11 protein-coding genes are annotated in these 12,545 nt (G+C 32.5%); 7 read left to right on the top strand and 4 right to left on the bottom strand.

Annotated elements, in window-relative coordinates:
- Positions 1 to 3: 3 nt before the first annotated feature.
- From KMW28_RS11225 to KMW28_RS11210, 4 genes are read left to right on the top strand one after another with little or no spacing between them, the layout of a single operon-like run.
- Entirely contained in the window at positions 4 to 339 is a 336-nt protein-coding gene (locus KMW28_RS11225; protein ID WP_169663337.1) for a tetratricopeptide repeat protein, read from the top strand.
- Complete coding sequence (xseA, locus tag KMW28_RS11220; protein ID WP_169663338.1) at positions 326 to 1,828, top strand: exodeoxyribonuclease VII large subunit; 1,503 nt, start codon at positions 326 to 328, stop codon at positions 1,826 to 1,828. Before KMW28_RS11225 ends, xseA begins: the two co-directional genes overlap by 14 nt.
- A 32-nt stretch (positions 1,829 to 1,860) precedes the next feature.
- A complete protein-coding gene (gene xseB, locus KMW28_RS11215) occupies positions 1,861 to 2,064 on the top strand; it encodes an exodeoxyribonuclease VII small subunit (RefSeq protein WP_066207200.1) in 204 nt (67 codons plus the stop codon).
- A gap of 16 nt (positions 2,065 to 2,080) precedes the next feature.
- Complete coding sequence (locus KMW28_RS11210) at positions 2,081 to 3,319, top strand: ABC transporter permease (RefSeq protein ID WP_169663339.1); 1,239 nt, start codon at positions 2,081 to 2,083, stop codon at positions 3,317 to 3,319.
- A 240-nt stretch (positions 3,320 to 3,559) separates the two neighbouring features.
- On the opposite strand, the gene KMW28_RS11205 is transcribed toward KMW28_RS11210, so the two are convergent.
- From KMW28_RS11205 to KMW28_RS11195, 3 genes are all read right to left on the bottom strand, one after another.
- Positions 3,560 to 5,971 (bottom strand): alpha-ketoacid dehydrogenase subunit alpha/beta, encoded by a 2,412-nt coding sequence (locus tag KMW28_RS11205; protein WP_169663340.1) that lies wholly within the window; start codon positions 5,969 to 5,971, stop codon positions 3,560 to 3,562.
- Between the two features lie 280 nt (positions 5,972 to 6,251).
- Positions 6,252 to 7,736: an MltF family protein gene (locus tag KMW28_RS11200; protein WP_169663341.1), complete on the bottom strand. Its 1,485-nt coding sequence runs from the start codon at positions 7,734 to 7,736 to the stop codon at positions 6,252 to 6,254.
- Positions 7,737 to 7,828: 92 nt separating this feature from the next.
- Positions 7,829 to 9,238, bottom strand: a complete 1,410-nt coding sequence (locus KMW28_RS11195; protein ID WP_215585727.1) for a PP2C family protein-serine/threonine phosphatase — start codon at positions 9,236 to 9,238, stop codon at positions 7,829 to 7,831.
- A gap of 222 nt (positions 9,239 to 9,460) precedes the next feature.
- Here KMW28_RS11195 and miaA point away from each other — a divergent pair, with 222 nt between their 5' ends.
- Genes miaA through KMW28_RS11180 form a run of 3 tightly spaced genes read left to right on the top strand, consistent with a single transcriptional unit; the run spans position 9,461 to position 12,021 of the window.
- Positions 9,461 to 10,420 carry a tRNA (adenosine(37)-N6)-dimethylallyltransferase MiaA gene (gene miaA / locus KMW28_RS11190; RefSeq protein WP_169663343.1) on the top strand — a complete coding sequence of 320 codons (960 nt, stop codon included), beginning with the start codon at positions 9,461 to 9,463 and terminating at the stop codon, positions 10,418 to 10,420.
- A 33-nt stretch (positions 10,421 to 10,453) separates the two neighbouring features.
- Complete coding sequence (locus tag KMW28_RS11185; RefSeq protein WP_169663344.1) at positions 10,454 to 11,206, top strand: DUF4184 family protein; 753 nt, start codon at positions 10,454 to 10,456, stop codon at positions 11,204 to 11,206.
- A gap of 2 nt (positions 11,207 to 11,208) precedes the next feature.
- The gene (locus KMW28_RS11180; protein WP_215585725.1) at positions 11,209 to 12,021 is read left to right on the top strand and encodes a DUF4184 family protein; all 813 of its coding nucleotides are present in this window, start codon (positions 11,209 to 11,211) and stop codon (positions 12,019 to 12,021) included.
- 22 nt (positions 12,022 to 12,043) lie between these two features.
- Here KMW28_RS11180 and KMW28_RS11175 read toward each other — a convergent pair whose 3' ends face one another.
- Positions 12,044 to 12,319, bottom strand: a complete 276-nt coding sequence (locus KMW28_RS11175) for a hypothetical protein (RefSeq protein WP_169663346.1) — start codon at positions 12,317 to 12,319, stop codon at positions 12,044 to 12,046.
- Positions 12,320 to 12,545 lie beyond the last annotated feature (226 nt).

Below are 12,545 nucleotides of genomic sequence, written 5' to 3'. Positions count from 1 at the left end.
TTGATGAATATTCAAAGATTAAATCAATTACTCGAATTTTATAAAGAAGATCCATCAGATCCATTTGTTATCTATGGTCTAGCTACAGAATATGCATCTGATAAAAATTGGGAAAAAGCCATTTTCTATTACGATCTATTACTTAAAGATCACGAATCGTATACAGGTACCTATTATCATGCGGCTATTGCCTATACTGAAATAGATAATAGAGAAGAAGCAGAGGAGATCTATAAAAAAGGTTTGGTGGTTTGTGAAAGAGAAAAGGATCATCATGCTTTAAAGGAATTGAGAAATGCCTATACAAATTTTCAGTTAGACGACGATGATGAGTGGTAATAGGCCCATATATAAACTCTCAAGACTTAACGAAAGTATAGCCAAAAAAATAGGAGAGATCGACCAATCATTTTGGATAAAAGTAGAAATTTCGAATGTTTCTATCCGAAATGGGCACGTTCATCTCGAAATTATAGAAAAGGACGATAAACAGATTATTGCTAAACAGCAGGCTAATATTTGGAGTCAAAGCTATCTGGCTTTAAAAAAGCGTTTAGGTGATGATGTTTTTGACGAAATTATTAAAAGAGGGTCATCTGTAGTCATTGAAATAAATATTCAATTCCATTCTATTTATGGTTTATCGCTCAATGTTATTGATATTGATGAGAACCATTCATTAGGTGAATTAGAAAGACTAAGAAGATTAGCAATTCAACGATTGGCTTCGGCCGGACTTATTGATAAACAGAAATTATTAAAGATTCCATTAGTATTTGAAAGAATAGCAATTATATCCTCACCTAAAGCGGCAGGTTATGAGGACTTTATGAAACAACTAAGAAATAATGACTTTGGATATCAGTTTACTATTAAATTATTTGATAGTGAAGTTCAAGGCAGTAATGCGACCAAATCTATCATTAAACAAATACATACTATTCAGGCTTTAGACGAAAAGTATGACGCTATTTGTATCATTAGAGGAGGAGGTTCAAAGACAGACCTTTTAGCGTTTGATAACTTTGATATTGGAGAAGCAATAGCTTTATGTACTCTTCCTGTTATCACTGGAATAGGGCACGAAAGGGATGAAAGTATTGCTGATATCGTTGCAAATAGAAAGGAGAAAACACCTACAGCTGCTGCTCAATTTATCATCTCAAGGAATTTCAATTTTGAGCAGAACTTGATGTTAAGTTTTGATTCAATATCAAATAACTTGAAGAATAGAATACAATTTGAGCAGAAGCAAATAGAATTAGCAGAATCCCGTGTTTTACCTAAGTTTGATAAATACCTTTATATGCATCATCATCGAATCGAAAAATTTGATTATGAAATTAGAGGTACAATCAAATCAAAAGTGGATGATGAACATTCACAATTGAAACAGTTGAACCAATCCATTAAGGATACTTCTAAGGGACAAGTTCGAAGAGAAAATCAGCGATTGAGTTATCAGAAAGATGTTTTGAAAAGGAATTTTGATAATACTATTTCTAATCAACACATGTTACTTGAAAGATCAAAAATTAGATATCAAGATGTGAACTTCTTGCTCAAAAGGAAAATCAATAATTTTGAGCATTTATCTGATAACATTTCTTCTTTATTTAAATCAAATATCAAATCTGCTTTACATCAGTTAGATATTATAGAGTTAAAGGTAGAGTCGAATAACCCTGAGAAAATTATTGATAAAGGATACACTATGACGCTTAGAGAGGGTAAACTTCTAAAAAAAGAAGACCTCAAAGAAGGAGAAAAAATACAAACCATCGGTAAAGGTTTCAAAATTGAAAGTTTAGTAAATAAAATTGACTAAATTCGTACATAACTAAGTTTAATAGAAAAAATATGTCAGAAAAAGACGAACAATTAACTTACGAATCGGCTTTAAAAGAACTTCAAGAAATTCAGAATAAATTAGACGAAGAAGAAGTAGCCATTGATGAATTAGCGAAGTTGGCAAAACGTGCCAAGTTCTTAATTCAGTGGTGTAAAGATAAACTAAAAGGAATCGATCAAGAGTTATCGGATATTTTTTCAGACAACAATTAAGTATATCCTCTAAGGAATGAAGGGAAGAAACAGTTTACCTTATTTTATATCAAAAAGGTTAAGTGCTCACAGAAATAATTCTTTTACAAAGCTAATTTCTAAAATCGCTATTGGTAGTGTGGCTTTAGGCGTTGGTGCTTTGATTTTAGCCTTTTCAATTTTTTACGGATTTAAGGAGGGTATAGAGGATAAATTATTTCTACATGTTGGCCATTTAAATGTAGAAAAGTTTACCATGAATAGGAGTAAAGAAGAACCTCCAGTGAACGTAAATAATTCCGATCTACATAATTATAAAGAAGAGTTGCCACATGTAAAGAACGTATATAATTACGCTCATAAATGGGGATTACTAAAATCGAACGAGGAAGTAGCAGGTTTACTTATTAAAGGACTATCGAAAGATTATCAGATTGAACGATGGAACAAAGAAATAGTAGCAGGACGTTTCCCTTCATTAGAAGTGGAGAAAAATGGTGCGAAGGAAATAATGATTAGTAAATCTCTAGCGACTAAAATGCATTTAAAAGTAAATGATGATATCATTATTTACTTCATTCAAAAGCCTCCAAAAGCTAGGAAAATGAAAATCTCGGGTATTTACAGTACTGGTTTGGAAGATTTTGATGATATGGTAGCTTATGGAGATATTAATCTTGTCAGAAGACTAAACAATTGGGGAGACTCATTGGTTGGTGGGATGGAGATTATAGTTGACGATTTTGATAAACTAGATGATATTGGAACAGAGATCGATGAGGAATATGTTGATGTACATCTTCATATGAGAAGTGTGAAAGATAAATATGCCCATTTCTTCGATTGGTTTCATATGTTATACAACAACGTTTGGATCTTTTTGATAGTAATAGTGAGTGTTGCCATATTCAATGTGATCTCAATTATGTTAATCCTTATAATGGAGAGAACGGCTATGATTGGTACATTCAAAGCATTAGGAGCCAATAATAATTTATTGCAGAAGATTTTTATTTTTGATGGTATAAGAATGGCTGTAAAAGGAATGCTTATTGGAAATGGTGTTGCTTTGATTTTTGGTGTTGTTCAACAAAAATTCAAGATTATTCCACTAGAGGCATCCACTTATTACTTAGATCATGTACCTTTTAGTTTCCATTGGGACACAATATTCTTAATCAATATCACTATTATAGTATTAACATCTTTAGGGCTTTTAATACCAAGTTCTATTGTTTTAGGTATATCACCAATTAAGTCGATCAAGTTTAATTGATTTTATCCTCTTTTATACAAGTTATTATCAAAGGATAACAGTATTTAGAAATATAGCATACGATAATTTTCACTTAGAGTAAAAAACTTTATAACTTTGTGATGAAAATTATTTGTGAGGACCTCCCTCGAAATGCAGCAAATAATTTTTAAACCACTCATTTGAGTGGTTTTTTTTATGTAAAAAGCCCTCACTTCAATTAAGAAATGAGGGCTTTATATTTTTAGTCATATAATTACATTAATAAATCTCAGGGAATTTCACTGGATCCACTTCACTCATGATAGAGTAAGCTGCTTCGAAAATATCTTCTGCATTTGGTTTAGAGAAGTAATCTCCATCTGAAGCATATGCAGGTCTATGAGGTTGAGCTGCGATACAAACAGGTTTAGAATCTAAATAGTTGTATGCACCTTGCTCGTCAACCACTTTTTGCATCATATAGCCAGTAGTTCCGCCAGGCATGTCCTCGTCAGCAAAAATAACACGGTTTGTTTTCTTAATTGACTCAACAATACTGTGATTAATATCAAACGGTAGTAACGATTGAACATCAATTACTTCTACTTGAATACCCACTTTTGCTAAATGATCAGCTGCTTCCATCACAATTCTACACATAGAGCCGTAAGTAACGATTGTTACATCAGCTCCTTCGCGAATAGTTTCAGGAACACCAAGAGGAGTACAAATTTCCTCTAAGTTTTCTGGCATTTTCTCTTTTAATCTGTAACCATTTAGACACTCAATAATTAGAGCAGGTTCATCAGATTTAAGCATGGTATTATAGAAACCAGCGGCACGAGTCATATTTCTTGGTACTAAGAAGTTAATACCACGAATACTGTTTAAAAGTGCAGCAATAGGAGAACCTGAGTGCCAAACACCTTCCAATCTATGACCTCTAGTTCTAATTATTAGTGGAGCTTTCTGCCCACCTTTTGTTCTGTATTGTAGACAAGCCAAATCGTCAGTTAAAGTCGATAAAGCATAATAGATATAATCCAAGTATTGAATTTCAACAATTGGTTTTAAACCTCTCAATGCTGCTCCTACACCTTGTCCAACAATAGTTGTTTCACGAATGCCTGTGTCTGTGATTCTTGTCTCAGAGTATTTATCTTGAAGCCCAGCAAAACCTTGGTTGACATCACCAATTTTACCTACATCTTCACCAATAGCAAACACTCTTGGATCGTTTTCAAAGATTTTATCAAAAGTAGCTTGCATAATCTCACGCCCATCCACCATAGGAGAGTTAGAGTTATACTCAGGAGTAACTTCTTTAACTTTTAAAGCAGCTTCTTCAGACTCACTGTATAAATAGCTACTATACCTTTCGTAATTTTCTTCTTTTACTTGTTTCAACCAATCACGCATATCATCTTGAATACCAAGATTTTCAAAACGAAGCTCTCTAAGTGCTTTTTTGATTACAACGATTGCGTCTTTTCGTATTGGGTTGATTGTTTTTTGAAGTTCTTTAGATAACCTTAAGATCTCATTATTTTGAGGGACAGCATTTGTGGCTCTTTTCATCAACTCTAAAGCTGTTTGATGATCACCTTTCATTGAATCTTTGAAAGCGTCCCAAGCTGCTTTACGTTGTGATTTAACTTTATCTAAAGCTTCTTTATCAATGGCATCAATTTCTTCTTGAGTGGCAAAACCTTCCTCAAGAACCCACTCTTTCATTTTTTTAATACAATCATACTCAGTTTCCCATTTTAATCGTTCTTCTGATTTATATCTTTCATGAGATCCAGAAGTAGAGTGACCTTGTGGCTGTGTTACTTCTTTAACATGAATTAGGGCAGGAGTATGATTTTTTCTTGCAGCATCTACCGCTTTCTTATATGTATTGATTAAGGCAGGGTAGTCCCAAGCATTCACCGTAAATATTTCAAGACCATTTGTATCATTTTCCTTTTGAAAACCTGCCAAAGCAGCAGATACATCATTTTTGGTCATCTGATATTCATTGGGCACAGAGATTCCAAAACCATCATCCCAAATAGATGTGATCATAGGAATATTTAAAACACCTGCAGCATTGATTGCTTCAAAGAACATTCCTTCAGCTGATGAAGCGTTTCCTATTGTACCAAAAGCAACCTCATTACCGTTTACAGAGAAATTACTAGCAACTTCGCTACCATTTAACTCTTTATTGTCACGGTAAAGTTTTGATGCATAAGCCAGTCCAACTAAACGTGGCATTTGACCAGCAGTACACGATATATCTGAACTAGAATTTTTTTGTTGAGTTAGATTTTTCCAAGAACCATCATCATTTAAACTACGAGTAGAGAAGTGAGCATTCATACATCTACCAGCACTTGATGGATCAGCTTCTACATCTGTATGAGCGTAAAGCTGAGCATAAAATTCTTGTATAGATAATTGACCAATTGCAAACATAAAAGTTTGATCACGATAATATCCCGATCTAAAGTCTCCATTTTGGAAAAACTTGGCCATTGCTAATTGAGGAACTTCTTTACCATCACCAAAGATGCCAAATTTTGCTTTCCCCATAAACACTTCTTTTCTACCAATTAAACTGGCATGTCTACTCTCTAAGGCTATTCTTAAATCCTGAAGAACTTCTTCCTTAGTGAACTTGTAGTTTATATTTTGCTTTGTTGTCATTGTTGTTGTGGACAATTTCAGATCTTGAAGTCAAAATTTAGTATGTGGACTCATTTATATACCCCAGAAGGATACATACAAGATTTATATTTTCGCACAAAATTAAGAATAAAAAGGGAGGATTTAAACTTAATAATTAAAAAGTGTATAATTTACATTAATGAAAAATGTTGAAATTAATCCTCCTAGTTGTATAAATATCTAATAGTAAGTGATTTATCATCTAAGATGATTCTAGTCATAAAAAAAGCATCTTAACAAATTAAGATGCTTTTTGATGTTATTTCTCAATGCTGAGTAATTCGATATATCTTTTATACCTCCCTAATATACTCTGAACGTAGTTTACAGGTTCCTTACCGCGTGCATAACCAAACTTGACGACTTCGTCTCTGTAGTATTGTTTATGACTCTTCAGAAGCATGTATTTTTCTACATTACCATCCCATACGTTAGGGTCGTGGTTGAATTTTGCCGCTAGACGTTGAGCATCTTTCACATGTCCTTGTCCTGCATTGTAGGAAGCCAACATGAATTTTACACGTTCATCTTCGTCCTCAATTTCATCCCAATATTTCTCAAGGAATTTAAGGTATTTTGTTCCCGCTTTAACATTTTGATGAGGATCTCTTGGGTTGTGTGCACCAAACTGTTTTGCTGTTGCAGGCATAAGTTGCATAAGTCCAACAGCACCAACCCACGATTTAGCGTGAGGATCAAATCTTGACTCCTGATAAACTAAAGAAGCCAATAAACGCCAATCCCAACCAATAATATCTGCTTGTTCTTTTATGATTTGATCGTACTTAGAAAGTAAACCTCTATGTTCTACAGTATTAAAGAATTTACTATCAAAACGCTTCGATTGTGCTCTTGTGTTCTTGAAGTACTTGTTATAAATCACATAATAATCGGTCGTTTTCTTCATAGAATCCAACCAATGACTTACCGATTCTCTAAGAAGGGGAGATTGCTTTCTAGTAGCCCATGCTATACGTTGAGGAAAACTTATTTCAGTTTTAGTATCTAAGTGAGGGTAGTAAGTATTGTTTACCTTAGCAATGTTTTCATCTGCTATGGTATAATCAATTTGTCCCTCAGCAACTCTATGAATAAGTTCTTCTGTAGATACGTTTTTTCCTTCAAGAACGATTTTTATATCTTCACCCATTTCGTTTTCTAGATTTTCTAGGCGCAATTGATATGGGGTATTTTCTCTAACATGTACTTCTTTATCCTTCAAATCGACCACATTTCTAATCACATGTTTATCAATTTTATGAAGTGGTAAGGATTTCCAATTTTTTGGTTTACGCTGAACCAATACTTGCTTCACTTGCATTAATGGAGAAGTAAAATCAACTATTTCTTGGCGATCTTTTGTAATGGCTAAACCATAGGCAATAATATCGCCTTCACCTTTTAGTAGTGCATTTCTTAAACTATCGGTATTGGTTTTTACAATAACCTTTAGGTCAACTTCAAGGTCTTCTGCCAATCGTTTTAATAATTCAAATTCATAGCCCATAGTTTGACCTTTGTAAAGGTAATAGGATGTTGAACTATAGGCTGTTAAAGCGATTAGTTTACCTCTCTTTTTGATGTCTTCTAAATCTTGATTGGATTCAAAGATGATTTCATTTTCAGGGGTTGGAGGAGTTTGCTTTTCTTCACTATAACTTTCAGCTTTTTTCGTCGGATTACAACCATACAATAAGGATATGATTATAGAAAGTGATAGAAGAAGTTTAGTTCTGTTATTCATTTATACTAAGCTTAAATAAAAAAAGTTTTGTGTATGTATAAATTTCTATATTGAGTTCAAATAGTACTTTATATTGCTAAAATAAGAATTATTTATGAAATCTTGAACCCCATCAGTAAAACATCATCTGTTTGAGGCTCATCTTTCTTCCAAGAACTAAAAGTATTTTCTACCATATTCTTTTGAACTTTCATACTTAAAGTGTGATGTTTTAATAGAGTTTCCTTTAATCTCCTTGGCATAAATTTTTTCAATTTCTCACCTCCAAATTGATCTTGAATACCATCAGAATAGATATAAAAAGAGGTATTTGGAGTATAATTAAAAGTGTGTTTTGTGAAGTGTTTTACTTCTTGATCAGGATGAAACATGCCTATTGGTTGTCTGTCACCTTTGATAAGATGTAACTCTTTATTTTCAATATAAATTAAGGGATTTTTCGCTCCTGAAAAAGAAATAGTTTTTGATGTTGTATCAAAAACTGTAAGTGCGATATCCATACCGTCTCTATTATTTGTTCTTTCTTGTTTTAGCTTTTTTCTTATCAATGTATCTAATTCAAATAAGATTTCATCGGGTTCATATATTTCTCTTGAGATGACAATATTGTTCAATGATTCTGCCCCTAAAAGTGACATAAATGCTCCAGGAACTCCATGTCCAGTACAATCAACAGCTGCAATCACAATCATATTTTCTTTTTTATAGAACCAATAGAAGTCACCGGAAACTACATCTAGAGGTTTGAAAAAAATAAATCCATCAGATACAATTTCATTGAACCGTTGCATCTGTGGTAAAAAACAACTTTGAATTTGCTTTGCGTAATCTATACTTTCAATCAATGAATGACTAATTTGATCGATCTGATCATTCTTGTTTCTTTCTAATTCGACATATGCATCTTCTAATTTCTTGTTTGTCTCTTTAAGAGTATCGTTCATGACAAATATTTCCTCTGAATTTTGTCGTACTTCTTCTTCCGCAGCAATTAATTGAGCATTGGTTTCTATCAATTCATCCATGGTTTTTAATTGTTGATCAACAAAAAATTTGGAAAGGAAGAATAACATAGAGGAAATCATTGAAAAATTAATCATCAATAATAGATTGAATATATGATGATCTCTAAGCTGAGCAGGGGCAATGTATTCAATTTCATGATCAATCATAATCACAATCCCTAAGAGAATAACAAAAATCGTTAGCCAATACAAAAGTGCTTTGCCCTTATAAAAGGCCAATGTTGCGGTAAGGGCAAATAAAGACCAAATCATCACAACGCCAGTAGATCTTGCGCCTCCAAGAATAATCTGGAATATAAAGGGGAGAAGGATAGAGAAAAATGTTTGTAGTGCTTTGTGGACGTTTTTGTTTTTAAATTTTAACCATCCATATACATTAAAAACACTGAATATAACATAGCCAATAGGGATCATTCCAGGCTTTGCTAAATCAAAATAAATGCTTAGTAAACCCCACGTAAATCCACCTGCAGTCATTAGACAAGCAAAAAGAAAAAAATTCCTGTCAGCTTCCTTTTTAGTTTGAGATAGTACTAAATTTTTAAATTTATTTTTGATTGAATAGAAAACTGAGGACTTAGAAAGCGTTATATTCAATTTTAATGACATTTAATCAGCAAATGTTCTGTAAATGATGTGTTACATTTGTGTATTATATAATTTCGTATTCTTTTTTGAATAAAGATATTGATTATTGATATGTCACAAGAAAATTCTTTAAATAATACCCCTTTAATTGTGGTAACCGGTCCAACAGCAAGTGGTAAAACTTCTTTAGCAACTCAATTGGCTTATCAGATTGAAGGTGAGGTCATAAGTGCTGACTCTAGACAAGTTTTTCGTCAGATGGATATTGGTACAGGAAAAGATTTGAAGGATTTTGTAGTCGAAGGCACTTCAATACCTTATCACTTGATTGATATTTGTGATCCTGGAGATGATTTTAATCTTTATTTGTTTCAAAAATTATATACGGAAGCAGTTCATGATATCATCAATAGAAAAAAGAATCCAATACTTTGTGGAGGAACAGGATTGTATATAGAAGCAGTCACACTCGAAGGATACGAAGATGTTTGGGTACCCAAAAATTTTCAACTAAGAGATAAATTTGAAGATTCAACATTAGAAGAAATGTTGGAATATTATAAATCTCTTCTAGATGACGATCAATTGAAAGATGTTGATGGAATAGCCCATCGTCAACGTTCTTTAATGCGTGCTATTGAGATAGAATATTTCAATAAATATAACGTAGAAACTGATATTCACCCGGTGAATATCCCCCAATTGGAGACGTACAATTTTGCTTTAAATATTGATAGGGATACTCGTTGGTCTAAGATTGAAAAAAGATTAGATGAACGTTTAAAAGAGGGGATGATCGAAGAAGTAGATTCTTTATTACAACAATTGGATGCAGAAAAACTGAAATCATACGGATTGGAATACAGATTTGTCACTTCCTATCTCCTAAACGAGATTTCATATGATGATATGAGAAATGAACTTCTTAAATCGATACAACAGTTTTCTAAACGTCAGATGACTTGGTTTAGGAGAATGGAGAAGAAAACTAAATTGCATTGGATCCCTGTAGAATGGGAGACGAATAAGAAAATTGATTTTGTATTGAATACTATCAATAGTAATCAGTAAATTAAGGGGTAAAAACTTTAGAACAGTTCCCCAATGCCACTAACATTTGCACACCCTACTTTTATTTTTTTCTTAAAGAATAGAAGAAACCTATCATTTACAGCTTTAATAATAGGTTCTATTATTCCAGATTTCGAACACTTTCTGATTTTCGATATCAGTAATAAATTTGGACATACTATTTTAGGAGTTTTTCTGTTTGATCTTCCTTTTGGGTTAGTTGTTTATTATTGTTACAAAACGATTATTCATCCTTGTTTTAAAAAAGTTATAAGCCTGAACAAAGAAGATAAAACAAGTAAAGCATTGGGTTTTATACAGGTACTTAATTCTTTAGGTTTAGGTGTTTTATCTCATTTGTTTTTTGATGGATTGACATCAAGAAGTGGTTATCTAGTGAAATTTCTTCCTTTTTTGCAAACGGATATGTTTTCATTCATAGGAAGACATATGACTTTATATATATTCTTATGGTATATTTTCACGACAATAGGGACAATTATTTTAATCGCCTATTTCTCTGCATATATTTATAATGTCAGAAAACATCAGTATAAATTTTATATTAAATGGAGGAACTTCATTGAAGTTTTGAGTTCATTCTTACTCATCTTTTCCATTGCTTTTCACATTAAAGATCCGATTGGATATTTGAGATGGGGAGTATTAATTGGAGGTAGCCTTTTATATACTGTAGTTGGTTACAGTTTGTACTGGAGATTAAAGACACAATATTCATTATCATCTAATAGAAGCGTTTTAAAAAAGCAAAAGGTCAAAAATTAACTATGCCTATTCCAATTGCTCATCCCATGGCAGTTTTGCCTATGTTTCGTTATTCCCATATTTTATCAGTATCCGCTTTAATCATAGGAAGTATGGTACCTGATTTTGAGCATTTTTTAGAGCTAAGAGTAAGCGATAAGACTGGACATACCATTCTCGGCGTGTTTATCTATGATTTACCCGTTGGAATTATTATTTATTACATCAACAAATGGTATTTAAAACCTATGCTAAAAATTGTGAGTCCAATTCGGTTTAGGCAGTTTTATCATCCTGTAAAGCGTTATACTTTTTTGCAAATTGTTCTTTCTCTATTAATAGGAATTGCCACTCATTTCCTATTGGATGCAATAACAGGAGAGGAAGGTTATTTTGTAAAGGATCTTCCATATTTATTTACAGAGGTACAAGTGACTTCAAGTGTTCGAATGAATATACATTTAATTATATGGATATTCGTATCAATATTTGGAGCAATGAATTGCTTTTGGATGATGTTTATCGCTTTTGATTATAAAAAAACAGTAGCTAGATTTCGTCTTCACTATTGGTCGATTCAATATTTTGTTGAAGTTTTTTTATTAACTGTAGTTATCTGTATCCTTAGATACTTTTTGATGGGAAACCCATATATCCTGTGGAATTGGGGCATAGTCATTGGTGGTGCCACTTTCTTTTCCTTTACTTTGATAAGTATGCGATGGAAGTTTGCACAAAGAGGCTATTTTGGCATGCCTAAGTTTTTATCAAATTATAAGGGTGTAGCATTCTATACCCAAGAAAATAAAAAAGGAAGCTCTCCCGAACTTCCTTAATATTTTTATCAAATGAATCAATTTATGTGATCGCAACGGCTGCTAATATGCCTAAGACATCAGCAGTCATGTATCGGAAAAAATTCTGGCATTTGATTCTATTACTTGATTTATCTCTTCCAAGATCTATCATCTCTATTAATAAACTAGTAGTGATAGCTCCAATGACGAAATATTTATTTCCTGAAAATAAAAAGGTGATCCAAAAACAGAATGTAAAGTGGAAGAAGGTTTCTCTTCCCAAAATCATTACTGATTTTTGTCTTAATTGATGTATTGTAGTTGATAGCTTGTCCATGTAAATATCGACTTAATTAGGTTAATCTCTTTTTCGAGTAGTCTATTAAATTTACTAACTAAATTGATTATTTGTTATATGATTTATGAGTAATTGGGTTATTTTAAAATTAATTAAGTCGATAACAATCCATGTAGAATGATTGAGACTGAATAATCATATAATGAAGACATTTTTATTAGAAAATAAAAAAAGCATTGTACGGAGGTTGAAAAAACTTCCATAC

It is taken from the genome of Flammeovirga yaeyamensis, from assembly GCF_018736045.1.
In the GTDB taxonomy this organism is placed as follows: Bacteria; Bacteroidota; Bacteroidia; order Cytophagales; family Flammeovirgaceae; genus Flammeovirga; species Flammeovirga yaeyamensis.
The sequence above is the reverse complement of the archived record's forward strand: the minus strand, read 5'-3'. Positions and strand labels throughout refer to the sequence as shown.

Bases quoted from the DNA above. Each gene is read 5' to 3' on its own strand.
- KMW28_RS11225 (WP_169663337.1), top strand. From the start codon at position 4: ATGAATATTCAAAGATTAAATCAATTACTCGAATTTTATAAAGAAGAT.
- xseA (WP_169663338.1), top strand. From the start codon at position 326: ATGATGAGTGGTAATAGGCCCATATATAAACTCTCAAGACTTAACGAA.
- xseB (WP_066207200.1), top strand. From the start codon at position 1,861: ATGTCAGAAAAAGACGAACAATTAACTTACGAATCGGCTTTAAAAGAA.
- KMW28_RS11210 (WP_169663339.1), top strand. From the start codon at position 2,081: ATGAAGGGAAGAAACAGTTTACCTTATTTTATATCAAAAAGGTTAAGT.
- KMW28_RS11205 (WP_169663340.1), bottom strand. From the start codon at position 5,971: ATGACAACAAAGCAAAATATAAACTACAAGTTCACTAAGGAAGAAGTT.
- KMW28_RS11200 (WP_169663341.1), bottom strand. From the start codon at position 7,736: ATGAATAACAGAACTAAACTTCTTCTATCACTTTCTATAATCATATCC.
- KMW28_RS11195 (WP_215585727.1), bottom strand. From the start codon at position 9,238: ATGACTGCAGGTGGATTTACGTGGGGTTTACTAAGCATTTATTTTGAT.
- miaA (WP_169663343.1), top strand. From the start codon at position 9,461: ATGTCACAAGAAAATTCTTTAAATAATACCCCTTTAATTGTGGTAACC.
- KMW28_RS11185 (WP_169663344.1), top strand. From the start codon at position 10,454: ATGCCACTAACATTTGCACACCCTACTTTTATTTTTTTCTTAAAGAAT.
- KMW28_RS11180 (WP_215585725.1), top strand. From the start codon at position 11,209: ATGCCTATTCCAATTGCTCATCCCATGGCAGTTTTGCCTATGTTTCGT.
- KMW28_RS11175 (WP_169663346.1), bottom strand. From the start codon at position 12,319: ATGGACAAGCTATCAACTACAATACATCAATTAAGACAAAAATCAGTA.